Annotated in this window: 22 protein-coding genes and 2 pseudogenes; 16 read left to right on the top strand and 8 right to left on the bottom strand. The window is 63.7% G+C overall.

Annotation, left to right across the window (positions count from 1 at the left end; all coding sequences use genetic code 11):
- Positions 1–2: 2 nt before the first annotated feature.
- On the bottom strand, positions 3–896 hold the full coding sequence (locus tag ACZL02_RS21300) for a LysR family transcriptional regulator (protein ID WP_472939502.1): 894 nt from the start codon (positions 894–896) through the stop codon (positions 3–5).
- A gap of 102 nt (positions 897–998) precedes the next feature.
- On the opposite strand from ACZL02_RS21300, the gene ACZL02_RS21295 reads away from it, so the two are divergent.
- The 3 genes and pseudogenes from ACZL02_RS21295 to ACZL02_RS21285 form a co-directional block, all read left to right on the top strand.
- Positions 999–1,868 (top strand): SDR family oxidoreductase, encoded by an 870-nt coding sequence (locus ACZL02_RS21295; protein WP_472939501.1) that lies wholly within the window; start codon positions 999–1,001, stop codon positions 1,866–1,868.
- Positions 1,869–1,906: 38 nt separating this feature from the next.
- Positions 1,907–2,378: pseudogene (locus ACZL02_RS21290) on the top strand (AtaL-like protein).
- A gap of 66 nt (positions 2,379–2,444) precedes the next feature.
- Positions 2,445–2,869, top strand: a pseudogene (locus ACZL02_RS21285) (NAD(P)H-binding protein); the annotation flags it as partial.
- Positions 2,870–3,034: 165 nt separating this feature from the next.
- On the opposite strand, the gene ACZL02_RS21280 reads toward ACZL02_RS21285, so the two are convergent.
- Positions 3,035–4,135: an FAD binding domain-containing protein gene (locus ACZL02_RS21280; RefSeq protein WP_472939500.1), complete on the bottom strand. Its 1,101-nt coding sequence runs from the start codon at positions 4,133–4,135 to the stop codon at positions 3,035–3,037.
- Positions 4,136–4,137: 2 nt separating this feature from the next.
- Complete coding sequence (locus tag ACZL02_RS21275; RefSeq protein ID WP_472939499.1) at positions 4,138–5,328, bottom strand: MFS transporter; 1,191 nt, start codon at positions 5,326–5,328, stop codon at positions 4,138–4,140.
- Between the two features lie 247 nt (positions 5,329–5,575).
- On the opposite strand from ACZL02_RS21275, the gene ACZL02_RS21270 reads away from it, so the two are divergent.
- Positions 5,576–6,103, top strand: coding sequence for a Dps family protein (locus ACZL02_RS21270; RefSeq protein ID WP_472939498.1), 528 nt, complete (start codon positions 5,576–5,578; stop codon positions 6,101–6,103).
- Between the two features lie 271 nt (positions 6,104–6,374).
- Here ACZL02_RS21270 and ACZL02_RS21265 read toward each other — a convergent pair whose 3' ends face one another.
- From ACZL02_RS21265 to ACZL02_RS21250, 4 genes are all read right to left on the bottom strand, one after another.
- Positions 6,375–6,740 (bottom strand): response regulator transcription factor, encoded by a 366-nt coding sequence (locus ACZL02_RS21265; protein ID WP_472939497.1) that lies wholly within the window; start codon positions 6,738–6,740, stop codon positions 6,375–6,377.
- Positions 6,741–6,822: 82 nt separating this feature from the next.
- Positions 6,823–7,470 (bottom strand): response regulator transcription factor, encoded by a 648-nt coding sequence (locus ACZL02_RS21260; protein ID WP_472939496.1) that lies wholly within the window; start codon positions 7,468–7,470, stop codon positions 6,823–6,825.
- Complete coding sequence (locus tag ACZL02_RS21255; RefSeq protein WP_472939495.1) at positions 7,467–8,990, bottom strand: sensor histidine kinase; 1,524 nt, start codon at positions 8,988–8,990, stop codon at positions 7,467–7,469. Before ACZL02_RS21255 ends, ACZL02_RS21260 begins: the two co-directional genes overlap by 4 nt.
- 107 nt (positions 8,991–9,097) lie before the next feature.
- Positions 9,098–9,760: a sensor histidine kinase gene (locus ACZL02_RS21250; protein WP_472939494.1), complete on the bottom strand. Its 663-nt coding sequence runs from the start codon at positions 9,758–9,760 to the stop codon at positions 9,098–9,100.
- Between the two features lie 192 nt (positions 9,761–9,952).
- Between ACZL02_RS21250 and ACZL02_RS21245 the strand changes: the two genes are divergently transcribed.
- The 4 genes from ACZL02_RS21245 (at position 9,953) to ACZL02_RS21230 (ending at position 13,528) form a co-directional block, all read left to right on the top strand.
- Positions 9,953–10,774: an alpha/beta fold hydrolase gene (locus tag ACZL02_RS21245; protein ID WP_472939493.1), complete on the top strand. Its 822-nt coding sequence runs from the start codon at positions 9,953–9,955 to the stop codon at positions 10,772–10,774.
- A gap of 59 nt (positions 10,775–10,833) precedes the next feature.
- On the top strand, positions 10,834–12,477 hold the full coding sequence (locus ACZL02_RS21240; RefSeq protein WP_472939492.1) for an FAD-dependent oxidoreductase: 1,644 nt from the start codon (positions 10,834–10,836) through the stop codon (positions 12,475–12,477).
- On the top strand, positions 12,474–12,776 hold the full coding sequence (locus ACZL02_RS21235; RefSeq protein ID WP_472939491.1) for a UBP-type zinc finger domain-containing protein: 303 nt from the start codon (positions 12,474–12,476) through the stop codon (positions 12,774–12,776). The genes ACZL02_RS21240 and ACZL02_RS21235 overlap by 4 nt, the downstream gene beginning before the upstream one ends.
- Before the next feature lie 326 nt (positions 12,777–13,102).
- Complete coding sequence (locus tag ACZL02_RS21230; protein WP_472939490.1) at positions 13,103–13,528, top strand: response regulator; 426 nt, start codon at positions 13,103–13,105, stop codon at positions 13,526–13,528.
- Positions 13,529–13,614: 86 nt separating this feature from the next.
- On the opposite strand, the gene ACZL02_RS21225 is transcribed toward ACZL02_RS21230, so the two are convergent.
- The gene (locus tag ACZL02_RS21225; RefSeq protein WP_472939489.1) at positions 13,615–14,298 is read right to left on the bottom strand and encodes an HI_0983 family protein; all 684 of its coding nucleotides are present in this window, start codon (positions 14,296–14,298) and stop codon (positions 13,615–13,617) included.
- Positions 14,299–15,000: 702 nt separating this feature from the next.
- On the opposite strand from ACZL02_RS21225, the gene ACZL02_RS21220 reads away from it, so the two are divergent.
- The 8 genes from ACZL02_RS21220 (at position 15,001) to paoC (ending at position 25,007) form a co-directional block, all read left to right on the top strand.
- Positions 15,001–16,569 (top strand): ABC-F family ATP-binding cassette domain-containing protein, encoded by a 1,569-nt coding sequence (locus ACZL02_RS21220; protein WP_472939488.1) that lies wholly within the window; start codon positions 15,001–15,003, stop codon positions 16,567–16,569.
- 491 nt (positions 16,570–17,060) lie between these two features.
- Complete coding sequence (locus tag ACZL02_RS21215; RefSeq protein WP_472939487.1) at positions 17,061–17,861, top strand: hypothetical protein; 801 nt, start codon at positions 17,061–17,063, stop codon at positions 17,859–17,861.
- 426 nt (positions 17,862–18,287) lie between these two features.
- On the top strand, positions 18,288–18,761 hold the full coding sequence (locus tag ACZL02_RS21210) for a cytochrome P460 family protein (RefSeq protein WP_472939486.1): 474 nt from the start codon (positions 18,288–18,290) through the stop codon (positions 18,759–18,761).
- A gap of 74 nt (positions 18,762–18,835) precedes the next feature.
- Positions 18,836–19,495, top strand: coding sequence for a DUF4405 domain-containing protein (locus ACZL02_RS21205; RefSeq protein ID WP_472939485.1), 660 nt, complete (start codon positions 18,836–18,838; stop codon positions 19,493–19,495).
- Between the two features lie 235 nt (positions 19,496–19,730).
- The gene (locus tag ACZL02_RS21200; RefSeq protein WP_472939484.1) at positions 19,731–20,930 is read left to right on the top strand and encodes an MFS transporter; all 1,200 of its coding nucleotides are present in this window, start codon (positions 19,731–19,733) and stop codon (positions 20,928–20,930) included.
- A 261-nt stretch (positions 20,931–21,191) separates the two neighbouring features.
- Positions 21,192–21,830: an aldehyde dehydrogenase iron-sulfur subunit PaoA gene (gene paoA / locus ACZL02_RS21195; protein WP_472939483.1), complete on the top strand. Its 639-nt coding sequence runs from the start codon at positions 21,192–21,194 to the stop codon at positions 21,828–21,830.
- Entirely contained in the window at positions 21,827–22,777 is a 951-nt protein-coding gene (locus ACZL02_RS21190; protein WP_472939482.1) for an FAD binding domain-containing protein, read from the top strand. The genes paoA and ACZL02_RS21190 overlap by 4 nt, the downstream gene beginning before the upstream one ends.
- Before the next feature lie 4 nt (positions 22,778–22,781).
- Positions 22,782–25,007, top strand: coding sequence for an aldehyde oxidoreductase molybdenum-binding subunit PaoC (gene paoC, locus ACZL02_RS21185; RefSeq protein WP_472939481.1), 2,226 nt, complete (start codon positions 22,782–22,784; stop codon positions 25,005–25,007).
- The last annotated feature ends 298 nt before the right edge of the window (positions 25,008–25,305 follow it).

Below are 25,305 nucleotides of genomic sequence, written 5' to 3'. Positions count from 1 at the left end.
TCCTACCGCCCGACGTACCCGGCGAGCTCGTTGGGCGTCCCGTTCGGAAAGGCTTCTCGCAGGTGGTCGAGAAAGGCGGAGACGCGGGCGCTCAACAACCGACGGCTTGGGTAGAGCGTCCAGAGGGCGATCTCAGGTCCGTCGATGTCGCCCCAGTGGACTAAGGTCCCGTCCGCGAGATCGTGACTGACGAGCGAGATCGGAAGGCACGCGGCGCCTGCTCCCGCCCTCACGGCGTCGCGGACCATGACCATCGACGACAGGCTCATGACTGGGCGGACCGTGATGCTGGAGCGCCCTATTGCGGTGGTCACATTCCAAGTCTCGGTCGCGCTGGTTATCCCCCGCACGACGGCTGGAACGGGCGTCCCGTCGTCAGGCGCCTTCACCGCCGGGCCTGCGACCACCACAAGCCGATCGCGCAGGAAGACCCGACCGACAAGGCTCTCGTCCGGTTCAGGGTTCACCCGGATCACCAGATCGAAAGCCTCCTCCACCATGTCGACGGAGCGGTCATCCGACGTTACCTCGAGACGCACCTCGGGATGTTTGATCGCAAATCCGGCCGCCAATTTCCCAATTGCGGTCTGCGAGAATAGATACGGTGCACTGATCCGCAAACGGCCACGTGGTCGGTGTCCCCCTGACGCGATGGCAGATGCAGTCTCGTCGAGGTCCGTAAGGAGTGCACTCGTACGTTCGTAAAGGGCGCGTCCCTCCTCGGTGAGCTTCAAGACGCGACCCCCGCGCTCGAACAGTCTGAGGTCGAGGCTCGCCTCCAACTCCGTGACCCGGCGAGACAGGGTCGCCTTGGGGCGCCCGGTTGCCCGGGCTGCACGGCCGAACCCTTCGTGCCGGGCGACCAGGTTGAAGTCAGCCAGCGCGAGAAGATCCATCTGTTCCACCCATGGGACGGCGCGTCCAAAATCGATGTCTATTGGAATGAGCCGTGATCACCGATCTTGCAACTGTACCCAACGCAAATCGGAGATACCCCAATGACCATTCTCGTCACAGGCGCTACAGGCACCGTCGGCCGCAACGTCGTCGAGCAGCTTCTCACCCGCGGCGCTGACGTCCGTGCCCTTGTTCGCGACCCAGCCAAGGCGAACCTCCCGGCCAATGTAGAGGTCGTGCAGGGCGACCTTCTCGACGTCGACTCGATGCGCGGCGCGTTGTCGGGCATCTCCACCCTGTTCTTGCTGAACGCCGTCGTCCCGGATGAATTCACCCAGGCGCTGATCACGTTGAGTCTGGCCCGAGAGGCCGGCATCGAACGGGTCGTCTACCTCTCGGTAATCCACAGCGACGTCTACGTGAACGTGCCCCACTTCGCGGGCAAGTTCGGCGTCGAGCGCATGATCGAGCAGATGGGGATCCCGGCGACGATCCTGCGGCCCGCCTACTTCATGAATAACGACATCACGGTCAAAGACGTGGTGACTGGCTACGGCGTCTACCCGATGCCGATCGGCGACAAGGGCGTCGCCATGATCGACGCTCGGGACATCGGCGAGATCGCGGCCATCGAACTGCTCCGCCGCGAGCAGTCGGCGACCGCCCAGCCGCTTACACGAATGAACCTTGTCGGTCCCGACACGCTGACCGGGACTGACATTGCCGCGATCTGGACCAACGTGCTCGGCCGCCCGATCGGCTACGGCGGCGACGATACCGCCGGGTTCGAGAAAAACCTTCGCCAGTTCATGCCGAGCTGGATGGCCTACGACATGCGCCTGATGGCCGACCGCTTCCTCACCGACGGCATGGTGCCTGAGACGGACGACGTCGATCGCCTGACCGCACTCCTCGGGCGCCCGCTGCGGTCCTACCGCGACTTTGTCGCCGAGATCACGGCCGCGGTCTGACCCTCGAGCGATCGTTCCCCAAAACAAGGAGCATTCCCATTATCTACTCGACCGCCACAGTCCCGGTGAACCCGGACGGCGAGACCAAGCTGACCCTCGAGCAAGCCTGGGCAGGACTCGGGCTAAAGGCCCGTGACGCTCGCGAGTTTCTGCCACCTGGTTTGTACCCGCTGCGAGGTTGTCGAGGACAGCGCGACCCACCTCGTCCGCGAGGCGACCATCGCCGGGGCCGATATTCGCGAGATCATCACCCTCGAGCCACAGGCGAAGGTTACCTTCTTCCAAGTCACCGGACCCCGGGAGGGCGCCATCGTCAACGAGCTGTTCGAGGACGAGGCCGGCGCTCTCCAGCTTCGATTTTACTGCTACGTCGGTCTGCGCGGGAAGGAACCGAATGGTCCCGAGGAGCAGGCCGAGCAGGCACAGTTCAACAGCGATAGGGGCTACAGGAGTGCGCTCCTCTCGACGCTGAAAAGGACTCGCGAACTCGTGGCCGATGGCCGGCTCTGAACTCTACGGACGATCGTCAACGACGGGATTGCCCGACCGGGCGTCCCACTTCCGGAGGAACACACCATGGAACTGTCATCAACTATCGGAACGGCCGCGGCCAAGCCGAAGCTGCTTGTTCTCGGCGCGACCGGGGGGACCGGGCGGCACGTCGTCACCCAGGCGCTTGTGCGAGGATTCGACGCTGCCGTTCTCGCCCGCTCTGCTGAGAAGGCAGGTAACCTCAGCGGCGCTAAGGTAGTCGTGGGCAATGCCCTCGACGAAGCGGCTCTTCGCCAGGCACTGGATGGCTGCGACGCCGTGGTCAGCACCCTCGGCACTCCGGCCAGCCCCTTCAAGCAGGTGACGCTGCTCTCTTCCGCGACACGCGTCCTCGTTGAGGCAATGAAGGCAGAGAACGCCGTCGCCTCGTCGCCATCACCGGGATCGGGACCGGCGACAGCGCTGGGCACGGCGGCTTCCTGTTCGGTCGCCTGATCTTTCCGCTATTAGGTAGCACAAGCCACCAACGCGTGGCAGCTTTCGACCCCATCAAGACATTCAGGTCACCGTTTGGTCATCCCGGAAGCAGTCATTCGTTTGGTAAACACGAAGCCGCGGCCACGATGCTGCTTCACCTCCGTTAGTAAGATGCCCGATTTCGGCCACCGTTGGTTTCACTCGAGAGATTCGCCGAGCCTTTTCCCGAGTTGAACAACTGAACGTCCTAGCTGTAACCTGTGATCCTCGAACTGCCTTCGCCCTTCGGCCGTCCAGCCGACGTTGACGGCATTAGCAAGAGCCAGCGCATCTCCAGCGGCCTTCGCCACGCCCATCGCCGTATGCGGCCTTGCAACAAAGGCAGCGTCGCCAATCAGAACTATGCGCCCGTCGATCATACGGGGTGTCTCCATGTCGAAGATCGCCTGCACGAACGGCGCGTCCTCGGCTTCGAACACGGATGCAAAAGCTGGAGGCAGATCTCGCACGGCGGCCTTGAGCAAGGCGCGTTCGGCTTGCAGCTTCAGGCTCCCGGGCGGCAAAGAGAACGGATGCGTTCGCCCGTCCTTGTCGGCCAGCGTCAATTCTACTTCCTCATCGCGGCGGTACCAGACAGCGTTGTAGCGTCTCAGCCCCGGCTCGAGTTCGCCATTGGCGCCGGGTACGGTGTATCCGAGTGCCTGGCCTCCAGGCATGTGGTAGAATGCGAAGCGGTCGGACAGCGCCTCTGCCGCAGGCGCCGGTAGCAAACGTTCCGGCACGATGGCGCGCCAGGCGACATATCCGGCATAGATCGGCCCTCGATCGTCAGGGATGATTGAGGCGCGAACGGCCGATCCAATGCCGTCCGCGCCAACGACGAGGTCCGCCTCGACCCGTGCTCCGTCGTTCAGTTCGAGCCACGCCGATCCGGCATCCTGTCCAGCAGCCACGACGGCGCGACCGACATGGTGGTCCTGGCTTGCGATCACGTGGCGGACCGCAAGGTAGAGCCGATCCCACGAGATCTGCATCTGCGGTCTTGGATCTCGCTGGAGGACTTCTCCAGACCGACCGAGAACGATGCGCTCGCGTGCAACGACGCCAACGCGTGCCGCCTCGTGAAGCCCGAGGGTCTGGAGGAGATCGAAGACTTCCTGCTGAGGCACGAGGCCCGCGCCCCGTCCTTCCAGCCCCGAGCGCGAGCGCTCGAACACCTGGACCTCGTGACCAGTCCGGGACAGCAAGGCCGCAGCGAACAAACCAGCCATTGATCCGCCTGCGATCGCGATCCGCATCGTCATGTCCTCCGCAGGAGGCTGATGACTTGCAGGGCGGTCGCCAAGGCGGCGAAGATGGCGCCGAGGGCAGCAACCGCGCCCCATCCTCCAACGGCCCAAGCCTTGATGGCGGCAGCCGAGCCAAGGGCTCCACCGAGGAACATCGCGCACATGAAGATGGTGTTCAGGCGTCCACGGGCCTCGGGACGAAGCGCATAGACGAGGTGCTGGTTCGAGACGAGCGCTCCCTGCATGCCGAAGTCGAGGATCACCACGCCGACGACGAGGCCCGGGATTGAGGTCCAGAACCCGAAGACGATCCACGAGAGAAAGACCAGCGCGGCACCAAGTGCGATCACCTCGTGCGGTCCGCGGTGGTCGGCAATGCGTCCAGCGATCGGTGCAGCAAGGATGCCGACGGCACCGACGATCCCAAACAGGCCGGCAATATCGGCTCCAAGGCCGAAGGGTGGCTCCTGAAGACGGAGCGCGAGGATGGTCCAGAAAGCGCTGAAGGCGGCGAACAGAAGGCCCTGCGTGATGGCCGCCAACCGCAAGGCACCGAACTCGAGCCAGAGGCCGACGAGCGAACGCATAGCGGCTGGATAGCTTAGGGCCACGCCAGGGACGCTGCGGGGAAGCCGGGCCGCCATCAGCGCCCCGGCGGCCAGCGCCATGGGAACGCCGAGCCAGAACATGGCGCGCCAGCCCAGGCTGGTGGCAACGAAGCCCGCCAGGGTCCGGCTTAGGAGAATGCCGCAGAGAAGGCCCGCCATCACGATGCCGACCGTCGCGCCCCGGCGCTCCGGGGCCGCCAGATGTGCTGCGAAGGGAACGATCTGCTGTGCGGCGGTGGCGGCCGCCCCCACCAGCGCCGACGCCAGTACGATGGTGATCGCAGTCGGAGCGATCGCGGCCATGGCAAGGGCCGCTGCGAGGGCCACGAACTGCACGACGATGAGGCGCCTACGTTCGAGAATGTCGCCGAGGGGCACGAGCAGGAACAGTCCGGCGGCATAGCCGAGCTGTGTCGCCGTCGGCACCAGGGTGGTGGCCGTCCCGGGAAGGTCTCGCTCCATCACGCCGAGCATCGGCTGATTGTAATAGATGTTCGCGATGGCGATGCCCGCCGCCGCCGCCATGGCGAAGGTCAGGCCTCGTCCCATCGCAACGTCGGACGCTACATCCGTTTGCGTCGATACCGTTGTCATGTACACCTCCGAGGGTCGTTCGTTCCGTCGCAATTCGTAGCATCCGCGGGAGCACTTGCAGACTTCATGCAACCCATGCAGCCAGGTCTATGTGCTTCTGTCCGGCGACGAACTTGCGCCTCGCGAAGGATCGAGCCCACCCATACTTAGATATGCAAATCTTCGTATAGATTGGAGTTTGGGATCCTCGGCGTAACTCTTGGGACATCGAACGGCATATCGCCGTTCCATGGCAAAGGAGACCGACATGGACACGAACACCGAATTTCCCACGATGGCGCATCGCGAGCTCGGCACCCCCACGGATCTCGGGTCGATGTCGACGGGCGAGATCGGAGCGGGGCTGAAGGGACTTTTGGCGGACGTGTTCGCCCTCTACCTCAAGACCAAGAACTTCCACTGGCACATGAGCGGTCCGCACTTCCGCGACTACCACCTGATGCTGGACGAACAGGGCGACCAGATCTTCGCCATGACCGACCCGATCGCAGAACGGGCCCGCAAGATCGGCCGGACCACGATCCATTCGATCTCCGACATCGGCACCCGCCAGCGCATCCTGGACAACAATGCCGAGTACGTGGAGCCCAAGGACATGCTCGCCGAGCTCCATGGCGACAACAAGCAGCTTGTCTCGGAGCTCCGCGCGGTTCACGCACTGTGTGACGAGTACAACGACGTCGCAACGGCCAGCCTGATCGAGGTCTGGATCGACGAGACCGAACGGCGCGCTTGGTTTCTCTACGAAAGCTGCCGCTCCCCCGCCACCACGTAAACGACAGGCACGCAGCAGGCTTGCAAGGTTCCAGCACATCACCCGTTCCGGCCCTCCAGGCCCGGGGCGGGTAATGTGCGGAGAGCGCGATGCTTCGTGAAAGAGTTACAGCGCCGAAGGAAGCCGCCTCACGACGTGCCGTCGATACCGCCGGAGGCGCAGGTCTCGCGCTGGATCGCACCGACTGCCAGGACTGCGCGGACGCAAAAAGTTAGAACGTCCCTTGTGCGTCCGACAGGATCCTCTCGGGCGAACTCCGCTAACGGCTCTATCAGTGGATCGCGTCTTCGATCGCGTCCAGCAGAGCATCCGGATCGATCGGCTTTGTCAGAAACGCCCGGGCGCCGGCGCCAAGGGCTTGGTCGCGAGCGGCGGAGGTCGGGAAGGCGGTCATGACAATGAGGGGTTGCTTGCAACCACGTCGTGCCATCTCGGCCTGGAGTTCGAGCCCCGTCATGCCCGGCATGTGCAGGTCCGTAACGATGCATGCGAGTTCGTCCAGCGCATCGCATGAGAGCAGGTCCGCCGCCCCCGAGAAGCCCATCGCGATCATCCCTGCCGAACGCAGCAGGCTGTCGATGCTGCCGCGGACACCGGGGTCGTCGTCCACGACGGCTATCAAGGGGGATGGGGTCAAGATTCTTGCTCCGGTGGTCGTCGCAGCAAGCCGCTGAACACTCGATACAAATGTGCCCAACCGAGCCCGAGCACCACCATACTCAGGTGTTATAGCGATGGATTGACTCGTCCCGGACGCCCAGGACCTCGGCCATCCGCACGAGATCGGCCAGGGACTGTGCGTCCATCTTGCGCATCACGTTGCCACGATGGATCTTCACCGTAATCTCGGACAGCTCAAGCCGGGCGGCGACCTGCTTGTTCATGAGGCCCGTGACGACGAGGCCCATCACGTCACGCTCGCGTGGTGTCAGCCGATCGTAGGAAGCCCGGAACACGGCGTTGCCTGCGTCCTCGGTCCGGCGCAGGCGATCGGCCTGGACGGCAGCCGCCACCGCGTCGAGGAGCTGATCGTCGCCGAAGGGTTTTGGCAGGAAGTCGATGGCGCCCGCGCGCATGCCCCGCACCGTCATTGGAATGTCTCCGTGCCCGGTGATGAGCACGACGGGCACACGGATTCCCGACATCACCAATTGCTCTTGAAAGTCGAGACCGCTTTCCCCGGAGAGCCGCACGTCGAGTAGAAGGCAGGAGGCAAGGTCTCGCGCGGGATCGGCCATGAAGGCGGCCGTGGTCTCGAACAGGAACACGTCGAACCCGCTTGACCGCAGGAGGCTGCCGATCGATCCGCGAACCTCGGCATCGTCGTCAATCACGCAGACACGCCCAATCAATCCATCAGCCTTCATGCCGCGGCCCTTTCAGCACTCGTTTCGACAGGGAGATGAAAGCGGAACGTCGCCCCACCGCGGGCGTTGGCAGCCGCTGTCAGAGCGCCACCATGCTGCTCGACGATCGTGCGGCAGATCGACAGGCCCATGCCCATGCCGTCGCTCTTCGTGGTGAAGAAGGGACGGAACAGGGTCTCGGGATCCAGATGCGCGACGCCGACGCCGCAGTCGCTTACATCGACGATGACACGGGCTCCATCGAGCTTTGCCTCTACACAGAGTTTTCGCTGACCGGGATCGACGGCGGTCATCGCTTGCTGCGCGTTCAACAGGAGGTTCATCAGCACTTGCTGGATCTGGACCCGGTCGCCCGAGATGTCCGGCAGATCCAGGGCTACGGAGACATGCAGATCGACCGCATTTGCCTGGAGATCCCGGTCGAGAAGAGCCACCGTTTCGTCGATCAAAGGGCGGATCTCCAGCCGGCTGGGCTTCGGGTCCGCGTTGCGTGCCAGATCCCGAACGCGCGCGATCACCTCGGCGGCCCGCGTCCCGTTCGCTGCGATATGGTCGAGGCAGTCGGAAACCTCGAAGGGGTCCGGCACCTCCCGCGAAAGCCAGCGCTTGCCGGACTTGGCGTAAGTGATGATCGCTGATAGCGGCTGATTGACCTCGTGGGCGATGGAAGCGGCAAGCTGCCCGAGCGTCGTCACGCGCGCCATGTGGGTGAGCTCGGCCTGCGACTGGGCGAGCCTTGCCTGCGTCCGGTTGCGCTCGGTGAGGTCGAGCGCCATCACCAGCACGTGCTTCCAACCGTCGTGATCCGAAGGCAGGGTCACGCGCAGCACCACCTCGACGGTCTGCCCGGCCAGCGTCTTGAACTCGACCTCCTCCTCGACGGTGGCCTCGCCGTCCATTAGCCGAGAGAAGATTCGGGCGAGCCCTTCCTGGGCGCTCGTCGTGTGGTGGAGAAACAACCCATTGGCAATGAGCGCGCCTCGGTTGGCATAGCCGAAGAGCTGGGCGGCGGCCTCGTTCGCGTTCCGGATCTTTGCTTTGTCCGATACGGACCGGACCAGGTCGAGCGTCGGCTCCGTGCCACCCTTCAGGAACTCGTAGGCGGCCGACCAGTCGGACTCCCAGATGGGAAAGCCCGCGGCGTTGAAGATCAAACGATACCGCGTGTCGGATCGCTGTCGCTCGGCGGCGACATCGATTTGGCGGGCGGACAGAACGGCCGTGATCCAGATGGCGACGAGGCTGACGACCAGGCGGATCGCAGGCGAGCCCAGTGGCTCCGCCCGATGGGACAGGACGTATCCGATGACGGCCAAGGCCGTGCAGACGGCAGCCGCCGCCAGCACGAGCCTTTGCGAGTGGCCACGTGCCGCAATGAGGATGACCGTGGTGTAGAGGACGGCGACGGCGCCCTGGAATGGTGTCAGCACATCGGCCGCGAAGATCGCGACGGCTATCGTGGCGGCCGCGGCAGCCTGCATTCGAGCCGCCAGTCGCCTTGCACCCGGATCGCCCCTCATGGCCGCCTCTTTCCAGCAGGCCGTGTCGATGCGGCCGTTGGCGGGCACGCTGGATGAAGCGCCGTCCGTTCGCAAGCCGTACACAGCGTTTCGAACGGTCCATGAGTTCATGGATGGGGAACATCGAGCGGGAAGCGGGTACCGGGTTGGAGATTCTCCCACAGAACCGAAGCGCCGAGGCGCACGGCCGTCGTCTTGATCAGCTTGCTTCCGAGACCGCTTCCCTTCGTCTCCCCATCGAGGCCTCTGCCTTTGTCTTCGACAATGAGCCTGTAGCCATCCGCAGTCTCCTGAACCGACAGCGTCACGATGCCGGACACTCCAGCCGGATAGGCGTATTTGCAGGCATTCAGCACGACCTCGGTGACGATGACGCCGAGTGCACTCGCGTCACCGGACGTCACGCAGATCGGCCGTCCGCGCGTGTCCAAGTCCGCGACGAGAACGTGCTGACCCGCACTCCCAAAAGCCAGTTGTCGGGCGAGATCACTGAGATAGGCGTCGAGTTCGACGTTTCCCTCGGTCGACGCATGGAGATGACGATGAACACTCGCGATCGCGGCCACGCGATGAAGCATGCGCTCGAGCGCGGCACGGCCTTCCAGATCCTTCGCCTGGCGGGCTTCCAGGCCAATGAGGGCAGACAGGAGTTGCAAGCTATTGGCGATCCGGTGGTCGGCTTCTTCTGCGGCGCTGGGAACGGGGAGCGTTCGCAAGCCGAGGACCGCTATCCCCTCATGGACCATGCTGTTGCCGGGCATCATGCTCATTGGGTCCACCGTTGTCGTTGATTTGGTCGTGACGGACCTTCGCCGATGGGTTCCGTGCGCGGTATCATACGGAGGTTTGGGGCTATCAGCCGCCAGTCCCAAACCTCCGTATGATACCGCGTCACCCCCGACTGTCCGATGTTGAGGCCACCGGACGCATCATGGCGAGGCGTCCATCATTCGGAGGCAGACATGGCTTACTTCACCACCACGGAAGGTACGCAGATCTTCTACAAAGACTGGGGTCAGGGGCAGCCCGTCCTCTTCAGCCATGGCTGGCCGCTTAGCGGCGACGCATGGGACTCGCAGATGCAGTTCCTCGGCTCGAAAGGCTACCGCGTCATCGCCCACGACCGCCGCAGCCATGGACGGTCGGACCAGACGTGGGACGGCAACCACATGGATCGCTACGCCGCCGACCTGTCGGAGCTCATCGAGTTTCTCGATCTCAAAGATGTCGTCCTCGTGGGCCATTCAACGGGCGGGGGCGAGATTGCGCATTACGTCGGCACCTACGGCTCGGCGCGGGTCGCGAAGATGGCACTGGTCAGCGCTGTGCCGCCGCTGATGGTGAAGACGGAGGAGAACCCCAATGGCACGCCGATCGAGGTCTTCGACGGCATCCGCAAATCCGTGCTCGACAATCGCTCGCAGTTCTATCTCGATCTCGCCACGGCCTTCTTCGGCTTCAACCGCGACGGCGCCGCCGTGTCCGAGGGTACGCGCCAGGAGTTCTGGCGCGAGGGCATGCAGGGCGGCATCAAGGGCCACTACGACTGCATCCGTGAGTTCTCCGAGGTCGACTACAGCGAGGATCTCAAAAAGATCGACGTGCCCGTTCTCGTGGTGCACGGGGACGACGACCAGATCGTGCCAATCGATGCGGCGGGACGGCGCTCGGCGGAAATCCTCCCTCATGCCGTCCTGAAAGTCTACGAAGGCGCGCCGCACGGCCTGCCCATCACGATGCACGATCGGCTGAACACTGATCTCTTTGCCTTCATCGCGGGCTAACGCGACCTATGGCGGCGGAGCCATCCGCCGCCACCCTGAACCCGGGAAAGGCCAACACCGTGAGCAACACAGCCAATCGCGACCACCAGATGTTTCCCGTGCTCGATGCCTCGCAGATCGCGGCTGCGCGCCGCTTCGCCAGCGGCCCGGAAACACGGTTCGAGCCGGGTGCCGCCATCTACGAGATTGCGGAGGAGAACGCGCCGGCCTGGGTCGTCCTTGAGGGCACAATCGAAATCGTGCGCCGCGACGGGCTCAACCGCGAAGCCTCGGTGACGCGCCAGGGCATCGGCCAGTTTACAGGCGAGGTTGCCCAGCTCGCCGGGCGGCCTTCGCTCGTCGCCGCCCATGCCGGCCCCGAGGGCTGCACCGCCCTTCCCTTCGATCCCGCCCATCTCCGGGCGCTGATGGTGGGCTCCGCCGATCTCGGCGAGATCGTGATGCGCGCCCTGATCCTCAGGCGCGTTGCGCTGATCGCCGAAGGCGGCGCCGGCACCATCCTGATCGGGCGGCCCGGCAGCCGTCAGATCGTGCAACTGCAAGGTTTCCTCACCCGAAGCGGTTTCCCGAACCTCGTGCTCGACGCAGAGGTCGACGAGGAGGGCCGCGCGCTGATCGAGCGGGCGGGCATCCTGCCGGACGATCTGCCCCTCGTCGTCTGCCCGAGCGGAACGATTCTGAAGAAGCCCTCCGAGCGGGACGTCGCCACGTGCCTCGGTATGATGCCGGCGATCGATCCGGAGACCGTCTACGACGTCGCCGTCGTCGGCGCCGGGCCGGCCGGGCTGGCCACGGCTGTCTACGCGGCCTCGGAAGGATTGCGCGTCATTGTCCTCGATGCCCGCTCGACGGGGGGACAGGCGGGTGCGTCCGCGCGAATCGAGAACTATCTCGGATTTCCGACCGGCATCTCTGGCCAGGCCCTAGCGGGCCGCGCATTCAACCAGGCCCTGAAGTTCGGGGCTGAAATCGCCGTCCCGGTGGAGGTCGAGCATCTCGACTGCACCGACGGTAAGCTGTCGCTCCAACTGGCCGGGAACCAGCGCCTACGGACGCGCTCGGTCGTCATCGCGTCCGGCGCCCGTTATCGAAAGCCCGACATCCCGAACCTCGCGACTTTCGAAGGGGCGGGCATTTCCTACTGGGCCTCGCCCATCGAGGCGCGCCTTTGCGTGGGCGAGGAGGTCGCGCTCGTCGGCGGCGGCAACTCGGCGGGACAGGCGGTCGTGTTTCTCGCGCCCCAGGTGAAACGCCTGCATCTCGTCGTTCGGCGAGACCTTTCTCAAACCATGTCGCGCTACCTCATCGAACGCATCGAGGCGCTGCCCAATGTCGAGATCCATGTCGGGCTGGAGATCGCAAACCTTGAAGGCGACTCAGGGTCCGGTCTCGAAGCGGTAGCCTTCCGGGGCAGGTCCGGAGCCAAGCCGCTTCGCCTGGCTCTCCGTCATCTCTTCCTCTTCATCGGCGCCGATCCGAACGCCGACTGGGCCCGGGGCTGCGTCGAGACCGATGCCAAGGGCTTCATCGTCACTGGGCAAGGCAAGCAGTCGCTTGGAACGAGCGTGCCGGGTGTGTTCGCGATCGGCGACGTTCGCGCGGGCTCGACGAAGCGCGTGGCGGCGGCCGTCGGCGAAGGCGCCGCCGTCGTCGCGCAAATCCACGCAATGATCGCCGAGCGTTCGGCCAAGGAGGATGCATGACCGCCTGTTCTCACCTGAACACGATTCGTTACGTGACCCCGAGCGCACGCGGCTGCGAGGAGTGCTTGAAGATCGGCAGTCCTTGGGTACACCTCAGGCTCTGCCGAAGCTGCGGGCATGTCGGCTGTTGCGATGACTCCCCGCATCGTCACGCAAGGGCCCATTTCGAAGCTACCGGCCATCCCGTCATCGAGGGCTACGATCCCCCGGAAGGCTGGGGCTGGTGCTACATCGACGAGACCGTTGTCGACCTGCCCGACCAGACGCAGCAGATCGGACCGATCCCGCGTTACGTCTGAGGAAGCGCAGAGCAATAAACGTCTGCTTCCTCGCGTAGGTGCTTCTAAGCAGACAGACTGGAAACCACCCAGTCCGGTCTCAGGGACGGGAAAGCGGACGCTTGGAAGAGGTCCAGCCGCTTTCGATCCATTTAGGCCGTCGGAGACATCAGAGTGACATCTCCTAAGCAGACGCTTCCCCCTTCACATTAGTCTAGTTCCATGTGGCAGACGTCGGGTCGCTCGTGCGGAACGCCAGATAGGGGGTAAGGAAGAGGCCTGCTTATGCCTAAGTGGTTTTTCCAAGAGCAAAGGGACCCTTACAGCTTTTCGACCATTCAAAGCGGATGGATAAGCTTGACGACGATCGCCGCCCTTTCGCCCTCGTTGCTGATGATGATCTCATGATCTTAATGGATGCCATGGACATTCTCGACGATGCAGGGTTCAGGCCCTTGGAAGCGCACAGCGTCGATGAAGCCGAAGCCTTGCTTAGTGAATATGCTGACGAGGTCACCCTTCTGTTTACAGATGTCGAAATGGGTGGCGAGCGGAACGGCTTCGACCTGGCACTGCTAACTGCTGAACGTTGGCCTGATATAAGCATCGTCGTTGCCTCGGGTGGCGTTAAACCCGGGCCCGACCAAATGCCAAAAACCGCTGTTTTTCTCTCAAAACCGTTCTCGGCCGATGTGATTTACGATTGTCTTCAGGAATTACTGCCGGACGGCAAAAAGCCAGAGCCACTGAAAGCAAAGGTAAGGGCACACTGAAGCTGCGTGACACCTAGCCTGAAAATGTGCTGATCCCTGACGTTCCTCGTAGGTTCTGAGCTTTCGCTCCGCACATTCGTTTGTACTTAATCCGCCGACTTCGGCGGCACGTTCAGTGCGACGATCGCGGCAACATCGCCAGCCCGGCTGTCTCGGAGGCGAGTGAGGAACGACGTGATGTCCTCGCCATAGGCCCTCCGGCTGATGCCGACGAGCCATCCTCCCGCTGCGCCGTCCTTGTTTTTACCCCCGACGTAGCGGTAGGCGTTCCACTCCGCGATCCGGGTGCCCGCTTCCGTCTCGCCCGACATGATGAAATCGAGGATGACCGCGTCCCCCTCGTTCGCCAGCGAGATCTCGTAGTTCACGAGTGGATCGATCGCACGGCGCTCCTCCAGCATTTGAACTTGCGAACGAACAATGTCGGCCGGCGTTGTCTCGCCCTCGAGGAACTCGATGAGGACCATTGTCTCGTAGCGGTCGAGCGTCTGGCCTGCGGGCAGGTAGTCCTGCTTCACGTAACCGGGTTGCGGCTCGTCGGCCGAGGCCAGCTCATAACGAGTCCCGGCAAGGTCGATCGGACCTGACACACCGAGCTGATCTTCAGCCGCCCGTGCGGGTCCGAACGCCAGAAGTGTCCCGACGAGGATGGTGCGGAGAAGGCTGTGGCGCATGCGACTAACTTCGGAGAGGGTTCGGCTGATCACCATAACCGTCAACGAGGAGTCAAAGGCAAGCGACCCAATATGTTTCGACCCGAAGCGGACCACCGCCCGTGCTTCAACTCCGCTTGCTTACCCGCCGCCGGACGGAATGGTCGAGGAGCAACATCGCTGTACTTGCCAGAATGGGCGCTAGGGCCGATGCCGCATTCATCAATAGCAAGTAGATGTGTCCGTAAAAAAGGTTTGGTTCCTCACGATCAAGCACGATCTGCTCCGAGACTAGCAGGTCTCGGGTTTCTGGACGTTCTATCCACACGGCTGGAGCTCGTTTGAGAACGAGGACCGCGGTCGGTTCATCGGACAGGTAAATTACTCCGGTGAAAAGGCGCGCGCACCCGACCAGGAACGATAGGACGAGCAGGACATAGGCGAGTTTGCGCATCGATACCCGACAGTAGAGTGGCTTCATGGCTCGCTCACCGGGCAAATATGCTCGTGGACGAACTCCGCAACACGTTCAAGCTTTTACCAAGGCTCGGACGGAGGCAATCGGTCAGGCGATGGCATAACTGCATTCCACCCTGTGCGGAATCATTTCCATTGCGGCCGCAAGACGTCGGTCAAACGTCTGCACACGACCCTTCCAATACACCCGCTCGCCCACCAGCGATCCCAGGAAGCTGACGTTCGGTTGCAAGAGAGGCGTTCAAGTCATACGTTGGATGACGAACCGCAGAGGGAGTGCAGCCGTGAACAACAGGACGAGCAACGCGATCCGCCTTGTCTCTATCCCTTCTACGGTTGCCTATGTCCGCATTCCTCACGTTCGACTTCGTTGCCGCTCGGACGCCTGACCGCTCTCTTTTCCACGATCTGACGTTCGCGATCGGCTGGGAACGTGTCGGACTCGTCGGCCGTAATGGATCCGGTAAATCCACTCTTATTCGCATCGCCGCCGGTCTCGCAGAGCCATCCTCCGGCGCTGTTCGGCGAACGGGTACGATCGGTGTTCTCCAGCAGGATATGCCGGGAGGGTGGACGTTGGCCGAAGCCCTTGGCGTCATGGATCGTCTGGAGATGCTGGAGCGCATCCTGGCAGGGAACGGCACCACCAGCGATTTCAACGCTGCGGATTGGACCTTGGAGAGCCGCATCGGTACCGCTCTTGCGCATGCAGGGCTTCCCGAGCTGCCGCTGAACCGTTGCCTCCAAACGCTGTCGGGCGGAGAGCGGACGCGCGTTGGCATTGCTCGTCTCTTCATCGAGGCACCGGACCTCCTGCTTCTGGACGAGCCGACGAACAATCTCGACGCCGCCGGTCGCGATGCGATGCGAGCCCTGATGCGGGATTGGCACGGAGGCGTCCTGGTCGCCAGCCACGATCGGGAGCTTTTGGAAGATGTGGATCGCATTTTGGAGCTGACGGCGACCGGAGCGCGCAGTTTTGGCGGGGGCTGGCGGGCCTTCGCCGCTGCCCGCGATGAGGATCGGCGCCGCGCCAGCGCCGAACTCGAGCGCGCCGACGCGGGTGTCCGCGCGGCGCGGCAGGCCGCGCAGGCGCAGCGCGAGGCGAAGGAGCGACGCGACAGGGCGGGACGTGCGTTTGCAGCCAAGGGGTCCGAGCCGAAGATCTTGCTGGATGCGCGAGCCGAGCGAGCGGAGAACAGCGGCGGGAGGGCACGGGCGATCAACGATCGACGCATGGGCACTGCTCGGGCAGAAGCGGAACAGGCTCGTGCGCAGGTGGAAGTCCTGACGCCCCTGACCATCACGCTGCCCCCGAGCGGCCTGCCATCAGGCGCCAACGTCCTTGCCATGGCGGGCGTCATGGCCGAAGCGGGCAACCGTTGCCTCGGGCCGTGGACTTTCCGCATCGACGGGCCGGAGCGCATCGCCTTGAAGGGAGCGAACGGCGCGGGCAAGACGACCCTTCTGCGGATTGCCTCCGGTCTTCTAGCCCCCGTCGCGGGAACGGTGAACCGCGCCGAAGGACGCATCGTCATGCTGGACCAGCATGTCGGGCTGCTTGATCCCGAAGGCAGCATTCTCGACAACATCCGCCGGCTGCTTCCCGATGCCAGCGACGAGGAGGCCTACGCCATCTGTGCTCGGTTCGCCTTCCGCAATCGGGATGCAAGGCGCGTCGTCGGCACTCTGTCCGGCGGCGAGCGGCTGCGGGCAGGCCTTGCCGCGACCCTTCTAGGCGCGGCGGCACCGTGGCTCGTCATCCTGGATGAACCAACGAACCATCTCGACATCGAGTCCGTCGAACTGTTGGAAGACGCATTGCGGAGCTTCGACGGTGCGCTTCTCGTCGTGAGCCACGATCCATCCTTCGTGGAGCGCGTCGGGTTCGATCGGGTTTTCGAGATCTGATCTTTGACGAATTGAGAGGCAGCTTTCGCCCAACCCGATCCGGAAGCGGACAGGCAGGCCCCCCCAAGCGGGAAACGATTTCCGATCCCACAAAGAGCCGAAAGCTGACTATGCGCGTCTGGCCAGCCAAAGCTGATAACTGCCGTTGACCGTGGTCCAAATGGTGCAGGTTCGCGCGGCACCCTCGGTGGTTCGATTGACGTTTATAGAAAAGTTACGGCTTAGGGAGAGCGCCGCGGCATTGTGGCGATAGCGCGGCAAACCGATCGCGTACGCCAAGTCAAGAACTCGGCGAAAATGCAGCCCCGAGAGTAGGTTACCGGATATTTCAGATCGTGGGCAGAAACAGTTTGACCGATAAGGCTGGATGGCTAGCTTGGTAAGGCATTATTAGAAACGGATCTAATCACAGGCTCTCTAGCTGTTTATTGGATTGGGTAATCTTCGACCCGAGCTAGTTCCAAGGGACCGCCGTAAGGGAGAAAAATACCATGCAAGAGCAATTTGATACCGCTACGTCGAGCGTCGTCATGGGTGAGGGCCGCGTCACGGCTAACGACTTCAACATGATCAATGAGACGACGCAGGACGCCAACAACCTCGAACAATCGCTCATCTACCTTCAGCAGTCGCCTTACGCGACTGAGATCATCGACGCTGCGAGCGGCACGAGCATCACTTTCGACCGGGCCGATATCAATGCCGATCAGGCATTCATGGACGCGTCAGGTGTCGGCTGGAACCCCGAAGTCGCGCTTCAGCTTTCGACCGGCGAAGTCATGAGTCCGGCGCTTAATCTCGCGTCTGAGTTGGCGCATTTAACCCTTGAAGGTGGTCTCGACCCGAATGCAACGCCGGATGCGGTATGGGATAACTCAGCAGAGGCGGTCGCCCATCTAGCCGCGAACGATATGGCGATCGAGCTGGGCGAACCACAGCGGGCGGGATATGCAGACGGCGATCTCTTGCTTGTAACAGACCCAACCGTTTCGTACGCCGACACATCCGGGGTTCTCTCCAACGATACGTTGAATACGTCAGACCTTGGCACTTATGACGCTAGCAGCTTCGATGCGGGATCGTTCGCCGCCGACTACGGCGTTACGGATTTTGGGTTCAACAACGGCGGTTACGACAGCTTTGGCGGCGACTTCGGCTTCGACGCTGGGTCGTTCTCATCTGACTACGGAATAGGTGACTTCAGCTTCGATAGCTTCGGCGGTGGGTCCGGCGGTGGTGGTGGGGGCGGCTTCGGCAACGACGCTCTCATGGAGATGATGGTAGCGGTCTAGCAGACAGGCCGGAGGCGAAGCACGCGGCCGGCCATGACGACAAACAGCCGTTTGTCAGCCTCTCCGAGATCAATGAGCCCGAACTCTCAATGTCAAAGGCTCAGGCAGTTCGGCATCGGGAAAAAGCTCCTAAAGCAGACAGACGGCTTTCCACCTGGTCGCGCCGATCGTCGCCGACGCCCGAAAGCGGTCCAGCCGCTTTCGACCCTTCTTAGTCATCCAGAAGTCCATTCGGCTACCACGAAAGCAGACATGACCGTGGGTCGTTCTCAGCTTTCGGCACCTTCCGAGAAAGCAGTTCGGCAGTCCACTCACTCATAAGCCTTCGTTATTGGTCTATGCCGCTTTAACCGCCTAATCCTACCTAACGCGCCCGCGTACCTTGGCATCGAGACACCTCGAACAACCAATGGAACGGACGGGTGCATGAGAAGCAAGAGTCAGCGAGCGGTGTGGACGGCGGCCATCGCTCTCGTCGCGATCGCCGTGGCGTCGTTCATGCTGCCGGGCGACGCAAGCCTGCCCTCGGCGCATGCGGAAGAGAACGCGGTGACGTTTCCGCCGCTGGAGCAACTCGAGCATTACACGACGGTACGCCGGGGCGTGACGCGTGAGCACATGCTCACCAACCGCTCGGCGCTCGACGCCATCAAAGCCGGCCAGTCTGTGCCGACCGGGTCGCACGTCGTCCTCGTCGACTACCAGAGCGATGTTCTCGAGCGATACCTCGTTGCCCAAAAGACGGGCGATGGCATCGCCGACTGGCAATACCAGTGGTTCCGCCCCGATGGATCGGTCAAGGCCGACGAGAACGTCGAGCGGTGCTACTCCTGCCATCAACGCAGCCGACAGGACCGCCAGTTCATGTTCACGTACTCCGACGCCGTGGAGTTCGAGTGATAGCCCTCCGCGGCCACCGTGGAAGGGGTCCGGTCTCCGCCGTCGTCGCCCAGCGCTTGGGACTTCCTGCTGCCATGGCAGCGGGGCTCCTCCTGTCGTTGGCGTACTGGTGGCTCGGGAACATCGCCCACGAACTATTCGGCACGGCCGTCTTCGCCCTGCTTGCCTTGCATCTTGTGGTGAACCGCCGTTGGTTCGCGAACCTGGCGCACGGACGATACGACGGTCGTCGCGTCCTGAAACTGATCCTGCATCTGGTGTTGGTGATCAACATGGCGGTGCTCCTCGTGACGAGCGTGGTCATCTCCAAGTCGGTGTTCGCCGCCCTGCCGATTCAAGACAGCATCTACCTGCGGGACATCCATTGGTTCGCGGCCTACTGGGTGATGGTCGTCGTCGGCGTTCATGTCGGGCTTCACTGGACGCGGGTGATGACCCTGGTCCGCAACACGCTCGGACTTGGTCCCACGAACGTCAAGCGCACCTCGGCACTTCGCCTGGTCACTGCGGTTCTCGGTGCCTTCGGCCTCTGGAGTTGGTCCGTGTTGGACGTGTGGGGCAAGCTCACCTTCACTTACAGTCTCGACTTCTGGGACTTTACGACCGCGGTCGCCCCGTTCTTCGGGCATTGGGCAGGCGTGGTTGCCCTGCCGGCGATCGCCGCGTTTTACGTGAGCTCTTTGACCGGACGGCCGAGGCCGGCTGGCTCAGGCAATGCCGCGATGGGTGGGTAGCAATCCCCCGGCTCGCGGATCACGGTCGCCGACCACGGTGCAACAGCGGCAGCAAACGGGATACGATTGATAAGCTGCGTTTATCATAGCATGTCGATCTTCCAGGATAGTGCCACTCACCCCGGGGGCTTATCTCCGGCAATGACTTCGATGGGAAGGCCGGAGAAGTTGCCTGCCGAACGAGACGGTCGTCTGCCCGACGCGCAGGCGACCGCCGTCAAACTGAGAGACCCTCATGTCCATAGCCATCCGAACCGAGGCACCTGCTTCCGCCGGGCCCGCCGCCTGGGGCGCTGTCCTGTCGATGTCGCTCGGCGTCGTCGTCCTCATCGCATCCGAGTTCTTGCCCGTCAGCCTGCTCACCCCCATCGCGGAAACGTTGCGGATCACCGAGGGGCAGGCAGGGCAGGCGATCTCGATCTCGGGTGTCTTCGCCGTCCTGACCAGCCTGTTCGGTTCCGCCCTCGTTACACGCTACGATCGACGCGCCGTGACGCTCTTCTACACGTCGCTCCTGATCCTTTCCGGAGCGATCGTTGCGCTCGCCCCGACCTATCTGGTGATGATGGCCGGCCGCGCGCTGCTCGGGATCGCCATCGGAGGCTTCTGGTCCATGAGCACCGCGACCGTCATGCGCCTCGTGCCGAGTGACGCGGTGCCGAAGGCGCTGGCGATGCTGAATGGGGGAAACGCGCTCGCGGCAACGGTCGCCGCGCCGCTTGGAAGCTACCTCGGCAGCATCATCGGTTGGCGGGGCGCCTTCTTCGCGGTGGTGCCACTCGCAGTTCTTGCCATCGTCTGGCAGCTCCTGTCGATGCCCTCCATGCCGCCGGAGCCGGAGGCAAAGCCAGCGGGCAATGTCTTCCGCCTGCTGCGGCATCCGGCGGTCGCCTACGGCATGGCGGCCATCTTCCTGCTGTTCATGGGCCAGTTCGCCCTCTTCACCTACCTGCGCCCTTTCCTCGAAACCGTCACCCGGGTTGATATCTCGGTCCTGTCGCTCCTGCTGCTGGTCATCGGCCTGACCGGGCTCGTCGGCACGTCGGTGGTCGGGGCGCTCCTGAACTCGCGCTTGTTCTCCGTCCTCATCCTCATCCCGTTGGGGATGGCGGCGATCGCCGTCGCGCTGATCCTGCTCGGCGCCTCCACCACTGCGACGGCAATCCTTCTCGGTCTCTGGGGACTCATCAGCGTCCCGGCGCCCGTCGGCTGGGGCACTTGGCTCTCCCGGACGGTGCCGGAGGACGCAGACGCCGGGGGCGGGCTCATGGTGGCGGTCATACAACTCGCCATCACCCTCGGCGCGACGGCAGGCGGCGTGCTCTTCGATCACAGCGGCTACCGAAGCACCTTCATCCTCAGTGCCGTCCTTCTCTGCTGCTCTGCCGGAATGGCGGTCATGGCGCAGAAAGCCGGAAACGCGCAGAGCGCCTGAAGCTTGCGGACTGTCCCCAGTCTAGCGACACGAGCCGACGTGAGCTGTGACTGGCGCCTCCCAAAGCGGCTATTTCCTCCCGCCCATTCATAACCGCCGCTCATAGGAGCATTCAGCTTTTGAGCGGTAATCAAACGCGCAGTTTAGACTAGTTTCAAACTGCATCGGGCTGCCCATGCCTCGTACGCCGACATCGTCGGCCGGCCGAAACCATTCGGGACGGAGGGTGGTCCAACCGAACACTCAACCGGGGAAACCACGATGAGATCGACCGACCTTGAATTGAATCGTCGGGACTTGATGGTAGGCGCCTCCGCTGGCGCGGCGGCCTTGGTCGTCCCATCCTCGTCCTACGCGCAGGCACCTGTTGGCGGCGAGCTACCGCCCGTGACGTCTAAGGTTTCCTTCACCGTCAATGGCGAGCGGCGCGACCTCGACCTCGACCTGCGCACATCGCTCCTCGATGCACTGCGCGAGCACCTGCACCTGACCGGGACGAAGAAGGGCTGTGACCACGGTCAGTGCGGCGCCTGCACGGTGATGGTCAACGGAAGGCGCATCAATTCCTGCCTGACGCTCGCCGTCCTCCACGAGGGCGACGAGGTGACCACGATCGAGGGGCTCGGCACACCCGACAATCTCCATCCGATGCAGGACGCCTTCGTGAAGCACGACGGCTACCAGTGCGGCTATTGCACACCCGGCCAGATCGTCTCTGCGGTCGCGGTGCTGGCTGAAGTGAAGGCGGGCATTCCGAGCCATGTGACAGCCGATCTGACGGCCGCGCCCGAAGCGTCGAACGCGGAACTCCGCGAGCACATGAGCGGCAACATCTGCCGCTGCGGCGCCTATTCCAACATCGCGGAAGCGATGACCGAAGTCGCCGGGAGGCCAGCATGAAGTCCTTCACGTTCGAACGCGCCACCTCTCCCGCGGAAGCTGCCAAGGCCGCTAGTGCCACGCCGGGTGCGAAGTTCATTGCAGGCGGCACCAATCTCCTCGATCTCATGAAGCTCCAGATCGAGACCCCCGCACACCTCATCGACGTGAACGGGCTGAAGCTCGATACGATCGAGCCAACCGAGGACGGCGGCTTGCGCATCGGAGCGATGGTGCGCAACACCGATCTGGCGGGCGATGCGCGCGTGATGCGCGACTATGGCGTGCTGACGCGGGCAATCGTCGCCGGTGCCTCGGGCCAGTTGCGCAACCGCGCGACGACGGCGGGCAATCTGCTCCAGCGCACGCGCTGCCCCTACTTCTACGACACCAACATGCCCTGCAACAAACGCAACCCGGGCTCCGGCTGCTCGGCGCTCGAAGGCTACTCGCGCCAGCTTGGTGTCGTGGGAGTCAGCGAGGCCTGCATCGCGACCAACCCGTCCGACATGAACGTCGCGCTGCGCGTGCTTGATGCCACCGTCGAGACGGTGAAGCCGGACGGCGCAACCCGCACCATCCCGATGGCCGACTTCCACCGCCTGCCCGGCGATACGCCGCACATCGAGACCGCGCTGGAAGCGGGCGAGTTCATCACCGCGGTGACGGTTCCAAAACCCCTCGGCGGCAGGCACATCTATCGCAAGGTCCGCGACCGCGCGTCCTATGCTTTCGCGCTGATCTCGGTCGCCGCCGTCGTCCAGCCGGACGGCACGGGCCGCTTTGCCGTCGGCGGCGTCGCCCCGAAGCCCTGGCGCGTTGCCGAAGCCGATGCGGCCTTCGCGAATGGCGCGAAGACGGCCGCGGGACGACTTCTGGCCGATGCTAGGCCCACGGAACACAACGCGTTCAAGGTCCCGCTGGTCGAGCGCACGATCGGCGCGGTGATGGCGCAGGCGAGGAGCTGATCTCATGAAGTTCAACAAAACCGCCGGCACCAATCCAATCGACCAGTTGAAGGTCGTCGGCCAGCCGCACGAGCGCATCGACGGTCGCCACAAGGTGACGGGCACCGCGCCGTATGCCTACGAGCGCCATGATGTCGGTCCTGATACCGCCTACGGCTATGTGGTGGGGAGCGCGATCGCCAAGGGCCGGGTTTCCGCCATGCAGCTTGAAGATGCACGGCGCGCACCCGGCGTTCTCGCCATCGTCACGGCCGAGAGCGCCGGGCCGCTCGGCAAGGGCAAGTTCAACGTTGCCAAGCTTCTGGGTGGCCCAGAGATCCAGCACTACCACCAGGCTATCGCACTCGTCGTCGCGCGGACCTTTGAGGAGGCTAGGGCGGCAGCAGCCTTGGTGGGGGTCGACTACATCGGCGAGGATGGGCAGTTCGATCTCGAGGGATCGGCCAAGGACGCTTCGCTTGTCGTGCGCAGCGGTAGCGAGGGCAGCGCGACTCCGGGAGAGGACCGCCTCGGCGACTTCGACAAGGCCTTTGCCGATGCGCAGGTCAAGCTCGACGAAGAGTACACGACGCCGGGCCAAAGCCATTCGGCGATGGAGCCCCATGCCTCCATCGCGCGATGGGACGGCGACGAGCTGACCGTCTGGACGTCGAACCAGATGATCGACTGGAGCGTGACGGATCTCGCCACGACGCTGAACATGCCGAAGGAAAAGGTTCGTTTGATCTCGCCCTTCATCGGCGGCGGTTTCGGCGGCAAGCTCTTCCTGCGCACGGACGCGGTACTGGCAGCACTTGGCGCCAAGGCGGCCAAGCGCCCGGTGAAGGTGGCGCTGACGCGTCCCATGATCCCCAACAACACGACGCACCGTTCCGCCACCATCCAGCGCATCCGGATCGGCGCCGGCGAGGACGGCCGCATCCTCGCGATCGGCCATGAGAGCGCGTCCGGCAACCTGACCGGCGGCGATCCCGAGGACGCCGTGGCGCAGACCAAGCTGCTCTACGCCGGCGCCCATCGTCTGGCATCCAACCGACTTGCCAAGATGGACCTTCCTGAAGCCAACGCCATGCGCGCCCCCGGGGAAGCGCCCGGCCTCATGGCGCTCGAGATCGCCATGGACGAGATGGCCGAGAAGCTCGGGATAGATCCGGTCGAGTTCCGGGCCCTCAACGACACGCAGGTAGATCCAATGAAGCCGGAGCGGCCCTTCTCGGAGCGCCAACTCGTGCAGTGCCTGCGTCAGGGTGCCGAGCGCTTCGGCTGGAACGCCCGCAATCCCCAGCCGGGCCAGGTCCGCGACGGGCAGTGGATGGTCGGCGTCGGCGTCGCTGCGGCCTTCCGCAACAACATGACGCTGCCTTCCGGTGCTCGGGTTCGCCTGGGGCAGGACGGTATCGTCACCGTCGAGACGGACATGACCGACATCGGTACAGGCTCCTACACGATCATCGCGCAGACGGCGGCCGAGATGATGGGGCTGCCTCTTTCCCGCGTCGCGGTTAATCTAGGCGACTCCAGCTTTCCCGTATCGGCGGGGTCCGGGGGCCAGTTCGGCGCCAACTCGTCCACGGCGGGCGTCTACGCCGCTTGCGTCAAGCTGCGGGAAGCAATCGCCGCCAAACTCGGCTTCAACTCGGCGGACGATCTGGTCTTCGCGGACGGCGAAGTGCGGTCCGGCAATCGTTCGGTCAGCCTGACGGATGCGGCGGCCGATGGCGAGCTGGTCGCGGAAGACACGATGGAATGGGATACCGCCTTCACCGACGCCGAGCAGCAATCGACGTTCGGCGCCCATTTCGTGGAAGTGGGAGTCGACGTGTCGACGGCGGAGGTGCGCGTGCGCCGGATGCTGTCCGTCTGCGCGGCCGGCCGCATCCTCAACCCGATGACGGCCCGCAGCCAGGTGATCGGCGCCATGACCATGGGCGTCGGTGGCGCGCTGATGGAAGAGCTCGCCTTAGACAAGCGGCATGGCTTCTTCGTCAACCACGACCTCGCGGGTTACGAGGTTCCTGTCCACGCGGACATCCCGCACCAGGAGGTGATCTTCCTCGACGAGACCGATCCGCGATCCTCGCCGATGAAGGCAAAGGGCATCGGTGAACTCGGCCTCTGCGGCGTCGGCGCGGCGGTCGCCAACGCGGTCTATAACGCCACGGGCATCCGTGTCCGATCCTACCCGATCACGCTGGACAAGCTGATCGAAGACCTCCCGGACGTAGCCTGAGGAATGACCGGCGCGCGCGGGACCTTCCTAGCGCGCCGTGACGCCAAGAGTTGGTCGGGCCCTCCGTAGTCGGGCCTGACGCAAAGTTGGTCGAGCTGTTGCTCGATCTCAGCAATGTGGACCGCATCGGTCCAGTCAGCCATCGGCACGTCCTCGAGGACGATCCACACCGCCTCCACGCCGCCGCCTATCGTCCATAGTGAGGCCTGCGTCGTTTTGCGGGCTACTGGCTGCCGCATCTTCTCGAGGTGCTACCCGTCGAGTCCCATCAATATCGGTCATCTTGATGACAGGTGGC

The sequence above is a fragment of the Mesocryomonas fontinalis genome (assembly GCF_055730125.2).
Note: the sequence above shows the minus strand (reverse complement) of the source record. Positions and strands in the feature narration are given on the sequence as shown.